This is a genomic window from Faecalibacterium taiwanense, from assembly GCF_036632915.2.
GTDB classification, from domain to species: domain Bacteria; phylum Bacillota; class Clostridia; order Oscillospirales; family Ruminococcaceae; genus Faecalibacterium; species Faecalibacterium taiwanense.
Map to the genome: position 1 here is coordinate 1,677,566 of NZ_CP155552.1, position 19,384 is coordinate 1,696,949.

General features: G+C 56.6%; 18 protein-coding genes. 5 read left to right on the forward strand and 13 right to left on the reverse strand.

Annotated elements, in window-relative coordinates:
• Window positions 1-6 precede the first annotated feature (6 nt).
• Genes rapZ through hprK form a run of 3 tightly spaced genes read right to left on the reverse strand, consistent with a single transcriptional unit; the run spans window position 7 to window position 2,765 of the window.
• Window positions 7-870, reverse strand: coding sequence for an RNase adapter RapZ (rapZ, locus tag PXT33_RS08385; protein WP_154255707.1), 864 nt, complete (start codon window positions 868-870; stop codon window positions 7-9).
• Window positions 871-904: 34 nt separating this feature from the next.
• A complete protein-coding gene (gene murB / locus PXT33_RS08390; protein WP_207698057.1) occupies window positions 905-1,801 on the reverse strand; it encodes a UDP-N-acetylmuramate dehydrogenase in 897 nt (298 codons plus the stop codon).
• Between the two features lie 28 nt (window positions 1,802-1,829).
• On the reverse strand, window positions 1,830-2,765 hold the full coding sequence (gene hprK, locus PXT33_RS08395) for an HPr(Ser) kinase/phosphatase (RefSeq protein WP_120079314.1): 936 nt from the start codon (window positions 2,763-2,765) through the stop codon (window positions 1,830-1,832).
• Window positions 2,766-3,062: 297 nt separating this feature from the next.
• On the opposite strand from hprK, the gene PXT33_RS08400 reads away from it, so the two are divergent.
• Genes PXT33_RS08400 through PXT33_RS08410 form a run of 3 tightly spaced genes read left to right on the forward strand, consistent with a single transcriptional unit; the run spans window position 3,063 to window position 6,882 of the window.
• Window positions 3,063-4,850, forward strand: coding sequence for a Na/Pi cotransporter family protein (locus PXT33_RS08400; RefSeq protein WP_097782128.1), 1,788 nt, complete (start codon window positions 3,063-3,065; stop codon window positions 4,848-4,850).
• Window positions 4,847-5,536, forward strand: coding sequence for a response regulator transcription factor (locus PXT33_RS08405; RefSeq protein WP_097775630.1), 690 nt, complete (start codon window positions 4,847-4,849; stop codon window positions 5,534-5,536). Before PXT33_RS08400 ends, PXT33_RS08405 begins: the two co-directional genes overlap by 4 nt.
• Window positions 5,533-6,882 carry an ATP-binding protein gene (locus tag PXT33_RS08410; protein WP_298637913.1) on the forward strand — a complete coding sequence of 450 codons (1,350 nt, stop codon included), beginning with the start codon at window positions 5,533-5,535 and terminating at the stop codon, window positions 6,880-6,882. The genes PXT33_RS08405 and PXT33_RS08410 overlap by 4 nt, the downstream gene beginning before the upstream one ends.
• Before the next feature lies 1 nt (window position 6,883).
• On the opposite strand, the gene PXT33_RS08415 is transcribed toward PXT33_RS08410, so the two are convergent.
• The 3 genes from PXT33_RS08415 to PXT33_RS08425 are packed head-to-tail and all read right to left on the reverse strand — an operon-like array spanning window position 6,884 to window position 10,138.
• Entirely contained in the window at window positions 6,884-7,855 is a 972-nt protein-coding gene (locus PXT33_RS08415; protein ID WP_298637914.1) for a hypothetical protein, read from the reverse strand.
• A gap of 1 nt (window position 7,856) precedes the next feature.
• Complete coding sequence (locus tag PXT33_RS08420; protein WP_332376327.1) at window positions 7,857-8,681, reverse strand: hypothetical protein; 825 nt, start codon at window positions 8,679-8,681, stop codon at window positions 7,857-7,859.
• Window positions 8,678-10,138 carry a spore germination protein gene (locus PXT33_RS08425; protein WP_223387566.1) on the reverse strand — a complete coding sequence of 487 codons (1,461 nt, stop codon included), beginning with the start codon at window positions 10,136-10,138 and terminating at the stop codon, window positions 8,678-8,680. The genes PXT33_RS08420 and PXT33_RS08425 overlap by 4 nt, the downstream gene beginning before the upstream one ends.
• A 78-nt stretch (window positions 10,139-10,216) precedes the next feature.
• Here PXT33_RS08425 and PXT33_RS08430 point away from each other — a divergent pair, with 78 nt between their 5' ends.
• Window positions 10,217-10,909 carry a DUF421 domain-containing protein gene (locus tag PXT33_RS08430; protein ID WP_223387565.1) on the forward strand — a complete coding sequence of 231 codons (693 nt, stop codon included), beginning with the start codon at window positions 10,217-10,219 and terminating at the stop codon, window positions 10,907-10,909.
• A 9-nt stretch (window positions 10,910-10,918) separates the two neighbouring features.
• A complete protein-coding gene (locus tag PXT33_RS08435) occupies window positions 10,919-11,287 on the forward strand; it encodes a DUF4363 family protein (RefSeq protein ID WP_005941949.1) in 369 nt (122 codons plus the stop codon).
• 52 nt (window positions 11,288-11,339) lie between these two features.
• On the opposite strand, the gene nrdR is transcribed toward PXT33_RS08435, so the two are convergent.
• From nrdR to tig, 7 genes are all read right to left on the reverse strand, one after another.
• Window positions 11,340-11,810, reverse strand: coding sequence for a transcriptional regulator NrdR (gene nrdR, locus PXT33_RS08440; RefSeq protein ID WP_044953681.1), 471 nt, complete (start codon window positions 11,808-11,810; stop codon window positions 11,340-11,342).
• Window positions 11,811-11,848: 38 nt separating this feature from the next.
• Window positions 11,849-12,757, reverse strand: a complete 909-nt coding sequence (secF, locus tag PXT33_RS08445) for a protein translocase subunit SecF (protein WP_347070280.1) — start codon at window positions 12,755-12,757, stop codon at window positions 11,849-11,851.
• Window positions 12,733-14,184: a SecDF P1 head subdomain-containing protein gene (secD, locus tag PXT33_RS08450; RefSeq protein WP_347070281.1), complete on the reverse strand. Its 1,452-nt coding sequence runs from the start codon at window positions 14,182-14,184 to the stop codon at window positions 12,733-12,735. The genes secF and secD overlap by 25 nt, the downstream gene beginning before the upstream one ends.
• Window positions 14,185-14,364: 180 nt before the next feature.
• Window positions 14,365-15,648, reverse strand: coding sequence for an aminotransferase (locus PXT33_RS08455; protein WP_005941939.1), 1,284 nt, complete (start codon window positions 15,646-15,648; stop codon window positions 14,365-14,367).
• Between the two features lie 230 nt (window positions 15,649-15,878).
• Window positions 15,879-17,201 (reverse strand): ATP-dependent Clp protease ATP-binding subunit ClpX, encoded by a 1,323-nt coding sequence (gene clpX / locus PXT33_RS08460; RefSeq protein ID WP_332376330.1) that lies wholly within the window; start codon window positions 17,199-17,201, stop codon window positions 15,879-15,881.
• Between the two features lie 41 nt (window positions 17,202-17,242).
• Window positions 17,243-17,839: an ATP-dependent Clp endopeptidase proteolytic subunit ClpP gene (gene clpP, locus PXT33_RS08465; RefSeq protein WP_005941935.1), complete on the reverse strand. Its 597-nt coding sequence runs from the start codon at window positions 17,837-17,839 to the stop codon at window positions 17,243-17,245.
• 146 nt (window positions 17,840-17,985) lie between these two features.
• Window positions 17,986-19,302, reverse strand: coding sequence for a trigger factor (gene tig / locus PXT33_RS08470; protein WP_249235965.1), 1,317 nt, complete (start codon window positions 19,300-19,302; stop codon window positions 17,986-17,988).
• Window positions 19,303-19,384 lie beyond the last annotated feature (82 nt).

Sequence of the window (19,384 nt, forward strand, 5' to 3'; positions counted from 1 at the left end):
ATTCTGTCAGCGTTTGACATCACGGTGCTGCACGCCCGGCTCGTAGCCGAGTTGCGTGCAATACTCCGCGATCTTACGCGCAAATGTAATAGAACGGTGCTTGCCGCCGGTACATCCCACCGCAATGGTCAGCTGGCTTTTGCCCTCCTTGACGTACAGCGGCAGTGCATACTGCAAAAAGTTCTCATACCGCTTGAGCAGTTCCTGCGCTTCCGGGTGGCTCATGACAAAATCCACCACATCCTGATCAAGGCCGGTCTTATGCTTGAGTTCCGGCACGTAGAAGGGATTGGGCAGGCAGCGCACATCCAGCACAAGGTCTGCCTCCGGCGGGATGCCGAATTTGAATCCAAAGGACATCACGGTCAGGCGCATGGCGCCCTTGGCTCCGCCATTTTTTGCAAAAAGATCGCAGATGCGTTCTTTGTTTTGTGCTGTAGAAAGCAGGGCGGTATTGATGACGTAATCTGCACGCTCCTGCAAAGGCTTCAATATTTTGCGTTCCTTTGCAAAGGCCTCCCGGGTGGAAATGCCCTCGGCAATGCTGATGGGGTGGCGGCGGCGGGTCTCGCTGTAGCGGCGCATGAGTACATCGTCCGGGGCATCCAGAAATAGAATTTTATAATCCACACCCTGCTCATCCAGCTTGTCGAGCGCACGCTCGATCTCTTCGCTGGTGCGGCAGCCGCGCACATCCATGGAAAGAGCCACCCGCTCCAGCTGGCTGTCGCCTGCTTCCGAGAATGCAGTGATGCTGGGCAGCAGTCCGGCCGGAACATTATCTATACAGAAAAAACCGATATCTTCCAGCGCATTCATAGCCACCGACTTGCCTGCACCGGAAAGTCCGCTGACGATCAACAGCTCCATAATCTGATCTACCGCTCCTTTTTTGCTTTTTCCGTTATCGGACGACCCGGATCTCTTTTTCAAGGTCGTAGCCCGTCTTTTCCTTTACGATGGCGCGCACCTCGTCACAGAGTGCCAGCACATCAGCACAGGTAGCGCCGCCAAGGTTTACCACAAAGCCGCAGTGCTTATCGCTGACGGCTGCGCCGCCGTGGCGGTAGCCGCGCAGGCCGCACTGGTCGATCAGCGCAGCCGCAAAAGCACCCGCCGGGCGCTTGAAGGTGCTGCCGGCGCTGGGCTTATCCAGCGGCTGCTTTTCCACACGCTTGGCCATCAATTCATCCATTTTTGCACGGATGTCCGCTGCGTTTCCGGGCTGCAGATGGAACTGTGCCGAGAGGATGCAGCCGCTGTTCTCTTCAAAAATGCTGTGGCGATAGCGGAGATCCAGCTCTGCGGCAGGCACTTCTCTGACCTCGCCTTCTGCCGCCAGATACCGCACTGTGGTGAGCACGTCCTTCATCTCGCCGCCGTAGGCACCCGCATTCATATACACTGCGCCGCCCACCGTGCCGGGGATGCCGTAGGCAAATTCCAGCCCGGACAAGCCATGCTTCAGTGCCGCCTTACACAGTGCCGCAAGGCGGACACCTGCGCCTGCGGTCAGGACTGTATCTTCCACCGCGATCTCTGCGTCCAGTGCCGAAACATCGATCACCACGCCGGAAAAGCCTTCGTCCGCAAACAGGATGTTGCTGCCGTTGCCCAGCAGGTAATAGCGGACAGCCTGCTCCTTGCAAAGCGCAACTGCACTGCAGAGCTGCTGCTCGTTTTCCGGCATGACAAACAGCTGTGCCGGGCCTCCGATTTTAAAGGTACAGTGCGCCGCAAGCGGTTCATTCTCCCTGAACGGGATCGCCGCTGCCTGCAGTTTCTGCTTGAATCGTTCCATGATAACTTGCTCCTTTTGCGGTGTGGGATCAATCCATTTTATCGTCCAGACCCAGACGGATCAGCAGTTCACGCGCTGCGTTGTAACCCATCTTCTTCTGGCGGTTGTTGATGGCTGCAGTTTCCAGCACGACAGCCAGATTGCGGCCCGGTGAGACCGGAATACTGGTGCTGGGAATGCTGACGCCAAGAATGTCGTAGTATTCGTTTTCCAGACCGGTGCGCTGGTAGTTCTTAGTGGGGTCCCATGCTTCCAGCTGAACCACAAGGTCAAGGCTTTCGCTCAGTTTGACCGCGCCCACGCCGTACACACGGGCCACATTGATGATGCCAATGCCGCGCAGCTCAATGAAGTGGCGGATATTCTCCGGGGCAGTACCCATGATCTGGCGGTTGGACACCTTGCGCAGCTCCACCGCATCATCTGCCACAAGGCGGTGGCCGCGCTTGACCAGCTCGATGGCAAGCTCGCTTTTGCCAATGCCGCTGTCGCCCAGGATCAGGATGCCTTCGCCGTACACTTCCACCAGCACACCATGGCGGGTGATACGCGGTGCCAGTTCCAGATTCAGCACACTGATCAGGCTGCCCATCAGAGTGCAGGTGGTCTCATTGGAGCGCAGCAGTGCAACACCATGCTTCTGGGCCAGCTCCTGCATCTCCGGGAAAGGAGTCAGTTCTTCGCTGCGGCAGACGATAACAGCCGGCGGCTGCTGACGGAACAGCTGATCCAGCGCCTCGTAGCGTTTTTCCGGTGAAAGGCCGGACAGAAAGTTCATCTCGGCCAGACCCATGATCTGCAGACGCAGCTTATCAAAATAATCATAATAGCCCGCCAGAAACAGACCCGGGCGGTTCACTTCGGCGATCTCCACACAGATCTGATCCAGTTCCTTCGGCGTATAGACAACTTCCATACTGACACGGTCGGTCAGCGTTTTGAGCGAGACATTGAATGTGCCCATTCTTGTTCCTCCTGTGCTCCCTTTTGCTGCACAGCCCTGCCTGCTGTCAGGTACCGTGCAGGATTCCTTCTTATTATTATAATAGAACGATCGGTAAAAAACAATATTGTGCGGGCGGCTTTTTCGCAGCCCGGCAAGAATGCACGCAGCAGCGCAGCCATGTACTGATTTTTTACATTTTTCTTACCTTTACACGGATTTTACATTCCCTCGATTTTGGATTTTACATTGCATCTGTATACTCAAAATCAGGAGAAACACATCAAAAACACGTCAAACAAAAGTGAGGAAATCTTTATGACCATCTTCAATGTCTTTTCCCTGCTTGGAGGTCTTGCCCTGTTCCTGTTCGGCATGGACATCATGGGCAAAGCACTGGAAAAGCAGGCCGGCGGCCAGCTGCAGAAGATCCTGAGCAAGCTGACTGACAACCCCCTTAAAGGCTTTTTCCTTGGCCTGTGCGTCACCGCTGTGATCCAAAGTTCCAGCGCTACCACGGTCATGGTGGTCGGCTTTGTCAACAGCGGCATCATGGAGCTGCATCAGGCCATCGGCGTGATCATGGGCAGCAATGTGGGCACCACTGTCACCAGCTGGATCCTGAGCCTTTCCGGCCTGCAGGGCGACAGCCTCCTCATCAATCTGCTCAAACCCACTTCTTTCAGTCCTTTGCTTGCATTTATCGGCATTTTGCTGTATATGTGTAAGAGTGAGAAGAAAAAAGGCGTGGGTACCATCCTCATCGGCTTTGCCGTGCTGATGACTGGCATGACCACCATGTCTAACGCCGTCCTGCCCCTGCAGAACGAGGCATGGTTCACCAGCCTGTTCACCCGCTTTTCCAACCCCCTTCTGGGCGTTCTGGTGGGTGCCCTTGTTACCGGCATCATCCAGAGCTCCAGCGCCAGCGTGGGTATTCTGCAGGCGCTGAGCGCCACCGGCGTGATCACCTACGGCAGTGCCATTCCCATTATCATGGGTCAGAACATCGGCACCTGCGTTACCGCGTTGATCTCCTCTGTGGGTGCCAACAAGAATGCACGCCGTGCTGCCATGGTCCATCTGTACTTCAACATCATCGGTGTGACCATCTTCCTTGTCGGCTTTTACGGCCTGAATACGGTCTGCCACTTTGTTTTTGTGAACACCACCATCGAGGCATGGGGCATCGCTGTGGTGCACTCGGTGTTCAATATCGTGGCAACGCTGGTGCTGCTGCCCTTTGCAAACCTGCTGGAAAAACTGGCCATCCTCACCATTCCGGATTCGCCGGAAAAGGAAAGCTTTGCGCTGCTGGATGACCGCCTGCTGAACACCCCTGCCGTGGCCGTAGAACGTGCACGCTCTGCAACTGCTGAAATGGCAGAGCTTGCCCGTGTGGGCGTGATGCAGGCCATGAGCCTGACCCATGAGTGGAACGATACACTTGCGCAGAAGGTCCGCGAGGAAGAGACGCAGGTAGACCGTTACGAGGACGCTCTCGGCACCTATCTCGTCAAGCTTTCCAGCCGTGAGCTGAACCATGCCGACAGCCAGAGCGTAAATACCCTGCTGCACACCATCAGCGATTTTGAGCGCATCAGCGACCATTCCGTAAACCTGATGGAATCTGCCGAGGAGATGCACACCAAAGAAATCCAGTTCTCGCAGGATGCCCGCGACGAGCTGCAGGTGCTGGAGGATGCGGTGCAGGATATTCTGAACCGCACCACTGATGCTTTCCGCAAGGGTGATCTGCATCTTGCCAGCAAGGTGGAACCGCTGGAAGCCGTGGTCAACGAGCTGGTACGTGCCATCAAGGCCCACCACATTGCCCGCCTGCAGGCCGGCAGCTGCTCCATTGAATATGGCTTTGTGCTGGACGACCTGCTGACCAACTATGAGCGTGTGTGCGACCACTGCAGCAACGTAGCCGTTGCACAGATCGAGGTTGCACAGGACAGCTTTGATACCCACGCATACCTCAACGAGCTGCGTCACGGCAATGACACCAAGGAAAGTGAGGAATTCCATCGCCGTCTTGACCGTTACCGTGAACGCTATCTCTTCCCTGAAAATCAATCTGCGGAGGATTTTGACAAATGATCTATATTGTTGAAGACGATGCCGCCATCCGGGAGCTGGAACAGTATGCCCTGCAGTCCAGCGGATACGAAGTGACCAGCTTTGAAAGCTCTGAGCCGTTCTGGCAGGCCATGCACGCTGCAGAGCCGGAACTGGTGATCTTAGACGTGATGCTGCCCGGTGAGGACGGTTTTTCCATCCTGAAAAAGCTGCGCAACACCCCTTCCCTGCGCAGGCTGCCCATCATTATGGTCACGGCTAAGTCCAGCGAGCTGGACACCGTGCGCGGGCTGGACTGCGGTGCCGATGATTACATCTCAAAGCCTTTTGGCATCATGGAATTTTTGAGCCGGGTGCGCGCCGCCTTGCGCCGCTCGGCTCCGGAAGCACGTCCCAACGTACTCAGCTTTCACGAGATCCTGCTGGACAATGCCCGTCACAACGTGACTGTGAGCGGAACGCCGGTGGAGCTGACCTACAAGGAGTACAGTCTGCTGCGTTTGCTGCTGGAAAACACCAATCTGGTGGTGACACGCGAGACCATTCTGCAGGTGGTGTGGGGCACCGACATTTCGGTGGAGAGCCGCACTGTAGATATGCATATCCGCACCCTGCGCAAAAAGCTGGGGGATGCCGGCAAATACATCTGCACTGTGCGCAAGGTGGGTTACAAGCTGACCGATGAAGAGGAGGCCGGTGAAGAATGAAGCTGCGCAGCATGGAAGAAAAGATCAGCTACCGCCTGTTCCTGATGGGCTTCCTTGGTCTGCTGTTCACGGCGGCGCTTTGCATCTTTGTTTTTCACAAGGCATTCACGGCTCAGGCATGGACCAGCCTTGAGCGGGAAGCCGATCTGGTAAGCGCCGGTTATGATTTGGTGCAGGACCCGCAGCAGCTTTCGTCCTTTGTTACCAATAATCTGCGCATCACCCTGATCTCGCAGGACGGCAGCGTGCTGTTTGAATCTGCTACCGATCAGCCCATGGAGAACCATCTCTCCCGCCCGGAGATCCGTCAGGCCATGACCGAAGGTGTGGGCCGGGACATCCGCGATTCCCATACCATGGGCTACGAGACCTATTACTATGCCGTACTGTTGCCCAACGGTGAGATTTTGCGCATGGCACAGGATGCAGAAACGGTCTGGTCTATTTATGATTCGACCCTGCCTGCCATCGTGCTGAGCTGCGTTGCACTCATGCTGGCCGCCGCTGTGCTGGCAGCTCTGCTCACCCGTGCATTGGTCTCCCCTGTGCTGAGCATGACCGAAGATCTGGATCATATTCAGGACAATGTTCCCTATAAGGAGCTTGTCCCCTTTGCCGAAAGCATCCACTCTGACCGCATCCTCCGTGAGAACAATGAAAAGATGCGGCAGGAGTTTACTGCCAATGTCAGCCATGAGCTGAAGACCCCGCTGACCAGTATTTCCGGCTATGCGGAGCTGATCGAGACCGGCATTGCAAAGCCTGAGGATGTGCCGGGCTTTGCCCAGAAGATCCATGTGGAGGCCAGCCGTATGATCCAGCTGGTGAACGATATCCTGCAGCTTTCCAGTCTGGACAACGCCAGCGAAGCCGGTTCTGAGCCGGAGATGGAGACAGTGGATCTGCTTACCGTTGCCAAGGACTGCGTAGAGCGCCAGAAGCTGAATGCCCGCCGGGCATACATCTCGCTGAACTGTCTGGGCGAAAGTGCTCTTGTGCACGGCAACCGTGCCCTGCTGGACGAGCTATGCCAGAACCTGTGCGATAATGCGATCCGTTATAATCGTCCCGGCGGTAAGGTACAGATCACCACAGCCTGCAGCCGCGACGGACACTGCACCCTGACTGTGGCCGATAACGGCATCGGCATCCCGAAAGAAGCACAGTCCAGCGTGTTTGAGCGCTTCTATCGTGTGGATAAGAGCCGCAGCAAGGCTACCGGCGGTACCGGTCTGGGCCTTGCCATCGTCAAGCATATCGCACGCATCCACAACGCACGCATCAAGCTGGAAAGTCAGGTGGATGTGGGCACTACCATTACTGTCACCTTCCCCACTGCCAACTGAATCACATCGGTAAAAATCTCACGTCTGCCTGCAATTGCGGGCAGGCGTTTTTTATTGTTATCTTTTCTCTGCCCACACCGTTCTGCAATGCACTGCGCTGCTGCAGATGCACAAGGTCGATGCCCTGCTGCCAGAAAGACTGCACCGTCTGCGTGCACAGTTCTGCCAGCTGTTCGCACTGTGCGGCGCTTGGCTGCGGCGTATCATAGCTGCGCTGACAGTCCAGCCACAGACTGGCAGTTTCTTCCCGCAGGGTGACAGACACGCTGCATCGGCGAACCGTTACCGGCTCACCTTCCAGCCAGAAAGTATGCACGCCTCCCATTTCCAGCAAAAGCCGCGCTGTTTCCGCCTGCCGGGCCTCCAGCTCAATGCTGTTTTCCACTCGCCAGAGGATGCTTGTATCTGCAAGTGCCACTTCCTGTTTCTCTGCCCGCAGCTGCGGCAGAAGCATTCCGTCCTGATACTGGTAAAGCCTCGGCATCTGGTCTGTGCACTGCTTGAGCAACTCAAGCAGTTTGTTCGGAAATTCCTGCTTTTCCGCTGGAAGTTCCTCCAAAAATCCATCGTCCATCTCCAGCACAGAAACTTTTGCCGATACCCTGCCCTGCCTGTTTTCCAGCACCGTACGCTCATACGCTGCAAGCAGCTCTGCCGATGCATCTTGATCGATCAGCAGATAATCGCACAGACGGTAATCCGCCTTTTGCGGCAGTTGCTTTTGCGCCGCCGCCAGCGCTTTTGCCAGCGTGTCCGCCTGCGCCAACTGCAGCTGCACAGCCCCAGAAGCCTCGGATGCATCGGCGGCAGCTTCCGGAGCCTGATACAGCAGCCCTACGGTGATGGACTGTTCCTTCTGAGCAAGATACAGCGCACGAACCATGCTTTTTTCGGTGGTCTCGCAGCGCAGAAAAATCAGGCACCACCCGATCAAAAGCATCGCACTGAGAGAGCGCAGTTTCTTCTGCTTCATTTTACCGCTCCTTTCCCGCACTGCACCGCGCGCTGCCACACGGTACGCACTGCACCGCGCGCTGCCACACGGTACGCACTGCCGCGCAGAGAAAGCCGGTGCGGAAGATCGCGCAGGTGAGCCAGATGAGCAAAAGCAGCGCATCCATGCGGGAGAAAACATCTGCACTCCATGCCCGCAGCAGTTCCTGTTCCGGGTAATCCGCTGCGCCAAATACGAGGCACATCCCGGCAGTAAGACCCGCCTGTGCCAGAAAGGTGAGCCATGGCAGCCAGGACATGCTGCGCGGCTCTTCATAACCTGCAAGAAGCGGCCAGAACAAATACTCCGCATACAGCGGAACACGCGGCCAGCGGGCCAGTTGCACAGCATCTGCCGTCAGCAGGTGCGCCCAGTCCATCTGCCCGGCAAGCCCTGTCAGACAGACCAGCCCACCCAGCAGCACGAACCACCACAGCACCCGTGCCGGAGCATCCCAGCCGGAAGGCGGAATACACCACCCTGCCCAGAGCAAAAGCGGCAGCAGGCCGATCAGCGCCATGGAGCGGAACTCCTGCTGGCAGATGTTCTGGGCCTGCATTACGGTTCCAAACAACTCTGCCAGAAACCATGCTCCTGCGGAAAACAGCCAGATCCACTGCATGGCTGCCCGCTGCCAGCAGGCAGAGAACACCCCACTGATGCATGTGAGCAAAAGAGCCTGAACCGCTCCATGAATGATCATCCCACGCGGAGAGATACCGGTCTGCATTTCTTCTGCCAGCGCAGCTGTCCACACGCTCAGTGCCAGCACGGGAGCAGAAAAGCCTTTCTGTTTTTGTATCATTTTCCCTCCCGTTTCTGCCAGATATTAAAGTCGTGCGCTGAAAGACGGCGGTAGTTGCGGCGGATGATGCCATCCTCTGCCATGGGCCGCTGTGGGAACGGATGCGCCGCCAGATATGGCACCTGCAGGCAGGCTGTGCCGGAAAGACTGAGCAGAACTGCAAAAAAAGCCCCCGCAAGGCCCACCGGCCCGGCAAGACCTGCAGCCAGCACCACACCCAGACGCAGCAGCGTAGCAGGCTCGTACAAAGAGGGCGTGACGAACACCGCGATGGCCGTGATGCTTGCCACAAAGATCACCGGCGTGCTCATAAGCCCGGTGGCAATGGCAGCATCGCCGATGATCAACGCGGACACCAGACTGACCGAATGTCCCAGCGACTGCGGCATCCGCAGACCTGCTTCCCGGATGACCTCCAAAATGAGTATGACCAGCAGCATTTCCGCAAACAGCGGCAGCGGTGTGGCCTTCTCCGCCGCTTCGATCTTGTACAGAAGCTGCGGTGGGATCAGCTCCGGCAGGTAGACCGCCAGACAGACGAACACACCCGGCAGAAATACTGTGAGGTAGAACGAAACATATTTGAGGATGCGCAGAAAAGAGGAAAACACGGCGGTGGATGCATAATCGTCCAAGCACTCAAAATTTTCGCAGAAAAGAGCCGGAAGCACCATGGCAGAGGGACTTCCGTTGACCAGCACCACGATCTTGCCCTCACAGATCTTTGCCGCCGCCACGGCAGGCCGCTCGGTGTAGCTTACCGGCGTGAACAGCCGCGCCTTGCCCGGCAGCAGCCACGGCACAAAGTAACTGGAATCCAGCAAAAGCTCCGGCTTTGCAGCGGCAAGCGCTTTGCGCACACGGATCACCATGGCGGAGTCTGCCCTGTTTTTGCAGTAGCAGATGGCGTATTCCGTTTGCATTTCGGTATCGGCCTGCGCCACCTCCTGCACCAGATGTTCGGTACGGATGAGCCGCCGCAGCAGGCTCAGATTGACCCGCAGCAGGTCGGCAAAGCCTTCGCGGGAGCCGCGCAGATTGCCCTCCCCGGAAGGCTCGTCTACCGAGCGGAACTTCAGTCCCTGCACCGAGAAGGCAATGCCCTTTGCGCAGCCGTCCAGCAGTAAGACCGCCATGCCTGCCGTCATTCGTTTGATCAGATCAGCCAGATCTGTTACCGGCTCACTTTCTGCCGGAAAGGCTGAGCCGTGCAGGATCAGCTCAAAGACCTGCGGCCCGGTGCAACGCTGGCCTGCCTGCTGCGGCGGTGCCTGACGGCTGGCCGCATCCAGTAAAAGCTCCCACAAAGAATCCAGGCTTGCCATGCCGTCAAACAGCAGGATACTTCCCCTGCAATGATAAATCGTGATCTCCTTGGCATAATAATCCGCAGAGGTGCCAAACATTTTGTCCAGCACCGCAAGATTTGCCGCAAGGCTCTGTGATAACTGCCGCATCCAACCACTCCTTTGCACAGCAGTATGCCCGGCTGCAGCGGCATCCATTCCGCCAGAAACGACAGGAGGTCTTGTTACTTGAAGCTTCTGATCTGCCGCACTATCATCATTTATCTGTGCGTTCTGTTTGCCATGCGGCTGATGGGCAAGCGCCAGCTGGGCGAACTGCAGCCCGAAGAACTGGTGTCCACCATTCTCATTTCCAATCTGGCATCCATCTCCATTGAATCGGAAGAGGTGCCCATCACATCCAGCCTGATCCCGCTGTTTCTCATTGCAGCGCTGGAACTGCTGGGCTCCGTGCTGAGCTTCCGCAGCCAGAAATTCTTCAACTTTCTTTCCGGCAGACCAAAGACGGTGATCTTGGACGGGCAGATCGATCAGAAAGCCTTGCGGATGCTGCGGCTGACCACAGCTGACCTGATGGAAGCGCTGCGCGGTAAAAATATTTTTGACCCACGGGAGGTCTCCTACGCGGTGATCGAGACGAACGGCACCCTTTCGGCAGCACTGCGGCCAGAAAAAGAGCCAGCCCGTCTTGCTGACCTGCAGCTGAAGGTGACCCATACCAACGCCACCATTCCCTTTGTGCTGGACGGACAGGTGCTGGAAGACAACCTGCGCTGGTGCGGCAAGGACCGCACGTGGCTGGAACGCACGGCGCAGGCCAACACCCTGCTGCCGGAAGAAATTTTGCTGCTGATCGGCAACGAGACCGAGGATTATTTTTTGCTAAAAAAAGAGAACCGCCGTGCCGGCGGCTCCCATTGAGGTGAGCGGATGAAGCGGATCTATGCATGTATCGCCATTGTGGCCGTACTGTTGAGCGTGGCCTTTTACAGCAGCTGGAAGGTGCAGAGCTTTGCGGATGTGATCTCGGCAGACCTTGACACCGCCGCCGAAGCCATCCGCAATGCCGACTACCCTGCCGCCCGGCAGGCGCTTGCTGATGGTGCCGACCGGTGCGACCAAATGCGCACCAAAATGAACCACCTGCTGCGCACCGCAGATTTTACCGAGCTGGAAGCTGCACTGCGGGCGGCGGACGGACACCTGGAAATGGGTGCCCCAGAGGAAGCCTTTGGTGAGCTGCGCCGCGCACAGGTACAGGTGGAAACACTGGAATGGCTCTCGCACCGGCTGGTATAAACAAAAACACCGGCCCTGCCCCATTGGGCAAAAGCCGGTGTTCTGATGCAAATTATTTCTGTGGTTCCTTGCGGTCGCCCATCAGCTTTTTCAGCTCATTGAAAAAACTCTCCACATCAGCGAACTGGCGGTAGACGGAGGCAAAGCGAACATATGCCACTTCGTCGATCTTCTTCAGTTCCTGCATGGTCAGCTCACCGATGCGCACGCTGGGGATCTCACGGTCGTAGGAGCTGAGCAGCGTCTGCTCAATGCTGCTTACCGCACGCTCCAGCGATTCGTAGCTGACCGGCCGCTTGGCGCAGGCACGCACCATGGCGTTGAGCAGCTTCTGCCGGTCGAACGGCTCACGGGAGCTGTCCTTTTTGATGACCACAAGCGGAACAGTCTCCACGACCTCATAGGTCGTAAAGCGCATATGGCAGCTCAGGCATTCGCGGCGGCGGCGGATGCGCTCACTGTCTTCGGTGGGGCGGGAATCGATCACTTTGGATTCCTCGGCTCCGCAATAGGGACACTTCATGTTCTGTTCCTCCTGTCCGGTCTGACCGGGCTGTGTTTTTAGGCTTTGGTCTTGGGCTTGCGCTCACTCCACAGCACCCACGCAGAGGTGGAAACGCACAGCGAAGTGTACACGCCGCTGATCATGCCCATCATCAGCGGGAACGCAAAGGTAAAGATGCTGTCCAGACCATACAGCTTTGCCACGATGCACATAACGCCCAGCGCCATCACCGTGGTAATGGTGGTGATCAGGGTGCGGCGGGCGGACTGGTTCACCGAGTGGTTCACCAGCTCTTCAAAGGATGCCTTTTTACCCATCAGGGTGCGGTTCTCGCGGATACGGTCGTAGACCACAACGGTATCGTTGATGGAGTAGCCAAGGATGGTAAGCATGGCGGCAATGAAGTTGCCATCCAGCGCAGTGCGCAGCAGCACGAAGGTGCCAAACACCACCATCAGGTCGTTCACAAGCGCCAGCACTGCCATCATGCCGCCGGTCAGGCCGCCGATGTTCTTGAAGCGCAGGGCGATGTACAGCAGAATCAGCATCAGTGCAAACACCACGGCAACCAGACTCTTCTGCAGGAACTTGGTGCCCATGGCAGCGCTGACGTTGCTCAGCGACAGCTGTTCAAAATTGTTGTCCGGGCAGCTTTCGTTCAGGCTGTCCAGCAGCTTGGCCACCTGCTCGGTAGTCACTGTTTCGGTACCGGGCATCGAGATTTTCAGGGTCTGGCCACCGGTAGCAACATTCTCGCCGGTCTGCAGGGTCAGGCCGTTATTCTCCAATGCAGAGGATGCAACCTTCTGCACATCCGACATGGTAAAGCTGCCCTCGTAGCTCAGGGTGATCATGGCACCGCCGGTGAACTCGGTATCCAGATGGACACCCAAAACCACTGCGCACAGCACGATGGCTGCCATCAGGCAGGAGGAGATCGTCAGGAAGCGCTTGCGCAGGCCCACAAAGTCGATGGGCTTCTTCTCGGTTTTTCCTTGCCGGGCTTTTCAGCGCCGTAAAGCCAAGGATTGCGCAGTGCCTTGATGGATGCCGCACCGCGGATCATCACACGGGTAGCAAACACGCCAAACACAAAGTTCAGCAGCACGCCGGTGAGCAGCGTGTAACCGAAGGCATAAATAGTGCCTGCGGTGGAGGGGCCAAAGGCAAAGAACACAAAGTGGAGTGCCTTTGCAAACATGCCGTCCGAGGGGCCAAAGGCACCCATCAGCACGATGGCCACGATGACGATGGTCACGTTGCCGTCAACGATGGGGGTCAGGCCGCGGGCAAAACCGCTCTTGAGCGCTCCATCCAGAGACTTGCCGTTTTTCAGCTCTTCCTTGATGCGTTCTGCCGTGATAACATTGGCATCCACGCCCATGCCGATGGCAAGGATGATGCCTGCGATGCCGGGCAGGGTCATGGTAAAGCTTTCAAACACCGGGAAGTAGCCGGAAACGAACGCCAGCGTTGCTGCCACCTGACCAGCCAGTGCAATACATGCAAGGAAGCCCGGCAGACGGTACAGCATCGTCATGAACACCACGATCAGTGCAAAGGCGATCAGGCCGGCCAGAACCATGGCGCTCAGGCTGTTCTCGCCCAGACTGGGGCTGACGGTGGAATAGCTGTCCACCGTCAGTGCAAAGGGCAGTGCGCCGGAGTTGATCTGGCGGGCCATCTTGACGACCTGCTCCTGCGTGAAAGGATTGGAAGCCGAGCTTGTAATGATGGCAGAGCCATCGGTAATAGCGGTGTTGACCGTGGCCGTGCTCACGTTTTCATCGTCCAGCCAGATGCTGATGGTGCCGCCCGATGCAGCCAGCTTTGTGGTAGCATCGCCAAATGCCTTGGCACCGTCATCGGTGAACTTCAAGGAGACGAAATATTCCGAAGCACCGCCATTACTGACGGGGCCATACTGAGCTGCGGCGCTCTCGATCATGGAGCCGTCCAGGATCAGCTCACCGTCCGCACTGCTTCCCTCGCGGAAGGTCAGATAGGCGGTGGTGCCGATCTCATCGATCGCAGCTTCCGGGTCAAAATCTGTCTCACCGGACTGCCACGGGAACTCCAGGATCAGACTGTCGGAATTGTTATCCACATACAGCTCATAGTCGGTCACGTTCAGCGCCACGAGACGGTTCTCAATGACGAGCTGGGCTGCTTCCAGCTGTTCTTCGGTAGCATCGTAGCCATCCGACGGCACAAAGGTGACGTTGACACCGCCCTTGATATCCACACCGAAGCGGATATCCTTTGCACCTTTGATGTAGGTCGTGGTCGTATCGCCGTACTTGGCATACACACCGAAGAACGCAGTATACACAAATACCACGATCAACAACACTGTGGCGATCAGATGCCATGCTTTGCCTTTTGTTTTCATAAAATTCAGGGAACCTCCAAAAGCAGCAGTTCTTGCAGCTGCCGCCCGTATTCTAGTGCGGACCGCCTGCTCCGGCGGGCCTTATCATTTCCGCAAGGGGGCCGTCGTGCCGGCTTTCTTGCGACAAAACTCCCCTGACGGCCCAGACGGGCCGCACAGAGGAGATAAAATCAAAAAATGTTAGTCTGCCTTGTCAGCCAGCAGTTTTTCTGCCACAGCCAGACGCACACAGATGCACAGCAGTTCGGAAGCGGTTTCCACCTCGTCCAGACTGGGATAGGTGGGCGCAATGCGCAGGTGAGAATCCTCGGGGTCCTTGTGATAGGGATATGCAGAACCGGCACCGGTCAGGGTCAGACCCGCATCCTTGCACAGACCCGCCACGCGCTTTGCACAGCCGGGCATCACATACAGGCTGATGAAGTAGCCGCCCTTGGGGTCCGTCCAGTGGGCAATATCCCCGCAGGGGATGAGGTTGTTCTTGAACGCGGTCTTGACGGCATCAAAGCAGGGCACCAGACGACGACGGTGCTTTGCCATGTGGGCCAGCACACCTTCCTTGTTCTTCAGGAAGCGGACGTGGCGCAGCTGGTTCATCTTGTCGTAGCTGATGATCATGACCGAGAAGCGCTTGCAGATATACTTCATGCTGCTCTCGCTGCAGGCAATGGCAGAGACGCCTGCGCCCGGGAAGGTGATCTTGCTGGTGGAAGTGAACATGAACACACGGTTTTCGTTGCCGTACTTCTTGCTCTCGTTCAGCAGCACCGGAGTCTCGATGATCTCATCGGTCAGGTGATGGACGATATAGGCTTCATCCCAGAAGATCTTGAAATCAGGCGCAGCGGTCTTCATCTTGGCAAAACGCTCGATGGTCTCATCGCTGTAGGTGTAGCCATCGGGGTTGGAATACTGCGGCACACACCAGATGCCCTTGATGTCAGGATCCTCGGCCACCAGCTTTTCCACAATGTCCATATCCGGGCCATTGGGGGTCATAGGCACACTGATCAGCTCAAAGCCAAACTCCTCGGTAATAGCAAAGTGACGGTCATAGCCGGGCACCGGGCAGAGGAACTTGCGCTTCTCCACCTGAGACCAGGGGCACGGAGACTCCGGGAAACCGAACACATAGCCGATATTGACGAGGTTATACATCAGCTGCAGGCTGGAGTTGCCGCCCACGAACACTTCCTCCGGCTTTACGCCAAAGACATCCGCAAACAGCACGCGGGCCTCCTGCAGGCCTTCCAGCTCGCCATAGTTGCGGGCATCCGTGCCAGCATCGGTGGTGTAATCATTCATCTTCAGCAGGTCCATGGCCAGATCCATCTGGTGAGGGCCGGGCTTGCCGCGGGCCATATTCAGCTTGAGGCCCTTGGCCTGAAATTCCTTGTACTTTGCTTCAAGCGCTGCCTTTTCGGCAGTGAGTTCATCACGATTCATTGCAAGATAATTTGCCATTAGAAACACACTCCTTTATCGTACTTCCTGTTACCCATAGCGCCAGAGCGGCATTTTGCGGAGCATTCCTGCCAGGGAGCGTTCCCCATGCCATTCCAGACCTTAATATTATAGTACATTTTGCCCTCAGAAACAAGAATAATAAAGCAAAAAGCCCTGCCAAAAGCAAAAAGCTTTTGAAACAGAGCTTGAATGCCGGGTCTTTGCTCCCCTGCTGTACGCTAAAAGCGTCAGCTCAGAGCGACCTGATTTTTATAGCGCTTGCGCACCGCGCCGTATTCCAGATGTGCTTCGCCGCCTTCCACGGTATCTTCATCCACAGTTACGCGGATGATGGTAGCATCGGTGGGCACCTCGTACATGATGGGCAGCAGAATGCTTTCCATCACGCTGCGCAGGCCGCGGGCACCGGTCTTGCGCTCGATCGTCTTGCGGGCAATGGCGTGGAGCGCTTCATCCGTGAAGTTCAGTTCCACATTATCCATGCTCAGAAGTTCCTTATACTGCTTCACAAGGCTGTTGCGCGGCTCCTTGAGCACGCGAACCAGAGCGTCCTCGTCCAGATCGTCCAGCACGGTAATGACCGGCAGACGGCCGATCAGTTCCGGGATCAGGCCGAACTTGACCAGATCGTGGGGTTCCACCTTGCGCAGCAGAGCCTTCTCTGCTTCGCTGGAATTATCCTTCAGGCTGCTGCCGAAGCCCAGTGCGGACTTATCGGTGCGGCGCAGGATATACTTATCCAAGCCATCAAATGCACCGCCGCAGATGAACAGGATGTTGGTGGTGTCGATCTGGATGAACTCCTGCTGCGGGTGCTTGCGGCCGCCCTGCGGAGGAACATTGCTCACAGTGCCCTCCAAAATCTTCAACAGGGCCTGCTGCACGCCCTCACCGCCCACATCGCGGGTGATGGAGGGGTTCTCACTCTTGCGGGTGATCTTGTCGATCTCGTCGATATAGATAATACCGATCTGTGCCTTCTGCACATCAAAATCCGCTGCTTGGATCAACTTGAGCAGAATGTTTTCCACATCCTCGCCCACATAACCGGCTTCGGTCAGGGTGGTGGCATCGGCAATGGCGAAGGGAACGCCCAGCATTTTTGCCAGAGTCTGTGCCAGCAGGGTCTTGCCCACGCCGGAAGGACCCAGCAGCAGCACGTTGGACTTCTGCAGCTCCACATCGCTGCCCTTGCCGCTGAGGATGCGCTTGTAGTGGTTGTAGACCGAGACGGCCAGCACACGCTTTGCCTCGTCCTGACCGATCACATACTGATCCAGACCTTCCTTGATCTCAGCCGGGGTCAGGATGTTGATATCCAGATTGTCCGCAGGCTGGATGTGTGCACGGTTTGCACCGCGGGCCGGTCGGGCGCTTTTGGGCTGATCCGGCTTGTCGGAAAGCAGGTCGTGGCACAGGCCGATGCATTCGCTGCAGATATTGACACCGGGGCCGATGATCATACGCTCCACTTCGTCCTGATGCTTTCCGCAGAAGCTGCAGACCAGATCCTTTTCGTTTTTGTCTCTGCCGGAATTGTTATTTGCCATAGCTGTTTTTCCTTATCCTGGGTAAATTAAATGTCGGCGGCTCAGCGGTGGGCAATGACCTCATCGATCAGGCCGTATTCCTTTGCCTGCAGTGCGGACATATAGTTGTCGCGCTCGGTATCCAGCTGGATCTTTTCCAGCGGCTGGCCGGTGTACTCGCTGAGCATGCGGTTCATCTTATCGCGGATATACACCATGTGCTCGGCATGGATCTTGATATCGGTGGTCTGGCCGGAAAGGCCGCCGCCCTGCCCGCCAATCAGCGGCTGATGGATCAGAATTTCCGAGTTGGGCAGTGCAAAACGCTTCCCCTTGGTGCCGCTTGCCAGCAGGAAGGCACCCATGGAAGCTGCCATGCCCATGCAGATGGTGGAAACATCGCACTTGATATACTGCATGGTATCGTGGATGGCCATGCCGGCGCTGATGGAGCCGCCGGGGCTGTTGATATACAGGCTGATGTCCTTGTCCGGGTCCTGCCCTTCCAGATACAGCAGCTGTGCCACAACAAGGCTGGCGGAGGTATCGTTGACATCCTCGCTCAGAACGATGATGCGATCGTTCAAAAGACGGGAGAAAATATCATAGGAACGCTCGCCATGGGACGACTGTTCCACAACGTAAGGAACAAAACTCATAAAGTTCGCCTCCTGAAATGGAATATAGTATTTGCAAAATTGACCGATACGGTTTCCCTGCCGGTTCTGCCGTATCGGTCAATTTTTACAACCTTTGATTGAAACCGTGCAGCATACTGCCCGCTTCAAAGGAACACAGGAGCTGATTACTCAGCGTCTGCAGCCTTCTCTTCCTCAGCAGCCTTCTCCACGATGTTTGCGTGGCTCTTGATGAAGTCGATGGCCTTGTTGATGGCCAGATCCTTCTTCAGGTCGTCAACATTGACCAGCTCACGAACCTTGTCCTCTTCCATCTTGTACTGGTCAGCGATGCGCTTGATCTCAGCGGAAACTTCCTCCTCGGAAGCCTCGATGTTCTCAGCAGCAGCAACAGCCTCCAGAGCCAGACGGATCTTGACCTGCTTCTCAGCCTGCGGCATGAAGGAAGCGCGGAACTGCTCCATAGTCTGGCCCATATACTTCAGGTAGTCCTCGAGGCGCAGGCCCTGCTGCTCCACGCGGAATGCGAAGTCGTTGACCATCTCGTCCATGCGGGCATCATACATTGCCTGGGGGATCTCACCCTCCATGCTCTCGATGACCTGATCCACCAGAGCGTTCTCAACAGCCAGATCGTCCTGCTTGTCCAACTGCTCCTGATTGTTCTTGCGGATGGAAGCCTTGAACTCGTCCAGAGTGTCGTACTCAGAGCAATCCTTAGCCAGCTCGTCATCCAGAGCAGGCAGCTCCTTGTACTTCACTTCGTGCAGCTTGATCTTGAACACAGCAGCCTTGCCAGCCAGTTCGGCAGCCTGATACTCGGTGGGGAAGGTAACATTCACGTCGAACTCTTCGCCAGCGGAGTGGCCCACGATCTGATCCTCAAAGCCGGGGATGAAGCTGCCGCTGCCCAGAGTCAGGCTGTAGTGCTCAGCCTTGCCGCCCTCGAAAGCCACGCCATCGACGAAGCCCTCGAAGTCGATATCAGCGATGTCGCCGTTCTCAGCAGCGCCCTCACGGGTCAGCTCACGGGCATTGCGCTCCTGCACACGCTTCAGCTCAGCTTCAACAGCCTCGTCAGAAACAGTATGGACAGTCTTTTCAACTGTCAGACCATTGTAGCTGCCAATCTTGACTTCAGGCTTGACAGCGACCTTGACGGTCAGGGTGACACCGTTGGTCTCATCAGCAGAGTCAACAGTGACCTCCGGACGGCCGACCGGCTCAACGCCAGCTTCCTTGACAGCAGCCTCGAAAGCCTCGGGGAACAGCTCATTGATGGCATCATAGGTAAAGACATCAGCGCCGTACATCTTCTCGATCAGAGCGCGGGGAGCCTTGCCCTTACGGAAGCCGGGAACAGCGTACTTCTTGCCTTCCTTCTTGAAAACATCGGCAACAGCCTTCTTGAAAGCCTCTGCGTCGATGGAGAACTGCAGTTCTGCCATGCTCTTCTCGAGCTTTTCACACTTGATGAAATTCATTTGTTTTTCCTCCACTCAAAAATTCTATTGCGCAGGGCAGGAAGTTTTTGCCCTTTGCAACCGCGCACTGCGTCCTGGATGA

Coding starts and splice junctions, on each gene's coding strand:
- PXT33_RS08400 (WP_097782128.1), top strand. CDS start 3,063: ATGACCATCTTCAATGTCTTTTCCCTGCTTGGAGGTCTTGCCCTGTTC.
- PXT33_RS08425 (WP_223387566.1), bottom strand. CDS start 10,138: ATGCGGCAGTTATCACAGAGCCTTGCGGCAAATCTTGCGGTGCTGGAC.
- PXT33_RS08435 (WP_005941949.1), top strand. CDS start 10,919: ATGAAGCGGATCTATGCATGTATCGCCATTGTGGCCGTACTGTTGAGC.
- tig (WP_249235965.1), bottom strand. CDS start 19,302: ATGAATTTCATCAAGTGTGAAAAGCTCGAGAAGAGCATGGCAGAACTG.
- clpX (WP_332376330.1), bottom strand. CDS start 17,201: ATGGCAAATAACAATTCCGGCAGAGACAAAAACGAAAAGGATCTGGTC.
- PXT33_RS08415 (WP_298637914.1), bottom strand. CDS start 7,855: ATGAAGCAGAAGAAACTGCGCTCTCTCAGTGCGATGCTTTTGATCGGG.
- clpP (WP_005941935.1), bottom strand. CDS start 17,839: ATGAGTTTTGTTCCTTACGTTGTGGAACAGTCGTCCCATGGCGAGCGT.
- secD (WP_347070281.1), bottom strand. CDS start 14,184: ATGAAAACAAAAGGCAAAGCATGGCATCTGATCGCCACAGTGTTGTTG.
- PXT33_RS08420 (WP_332376327.1), bottom strand. CDS start 8,681: ATGATACAAAAACAGAAAGGCTTTTCTGCTCCCGTGCTGGCACTGAGC.
- PXT33_RS08410 (WP_298637913.1), top strand. CDS start 5,533: ATGAAGCTGCGCAGCATGGAAGAAAAGATCAGCTACCGCCTGTTCCTG.
- PXT33_RS08455 (WP_005941939.1), bottom strand. CDS start 15,648: ATGGCAAATTATCTTGCAATGAATCGTGATGAACTCACTGCCGAAAAG.
- hprK (WP_120079314.1), bottom strand. CDS start 2,765: ATGGGCACATTCAATGTCTCGCTCAAAACGCTGACCGACCGTGTCAGT.
- murB (WP_207698057.1), bottom strand. CDS start 1,801: ATGGAACGATTCAAGCAGAAACTGCAGGCAGCGGCGATCCCGTTCAGG.
- rapZ (WP_154255707.1), bottom strand. CDS start 870: ATGGAGCTGTTGATCGTCAGCGGACTTTCCGGTGCAGGCAAGTCGGTG.
- PXT33_RS08405 (WP_097775630.1), top strand. CDS start 4,847: ATGATCTATATTGTTGAAGACGATGCCGCCATCCGGGAGCTGGAACAG.
- nrdR (WP_044953681.1), bottom strand. CDS start 11,810: ATGAAGTGTCCCTATTGCGGAGCCGAGGAATCCAAAGTGATCGATTCC.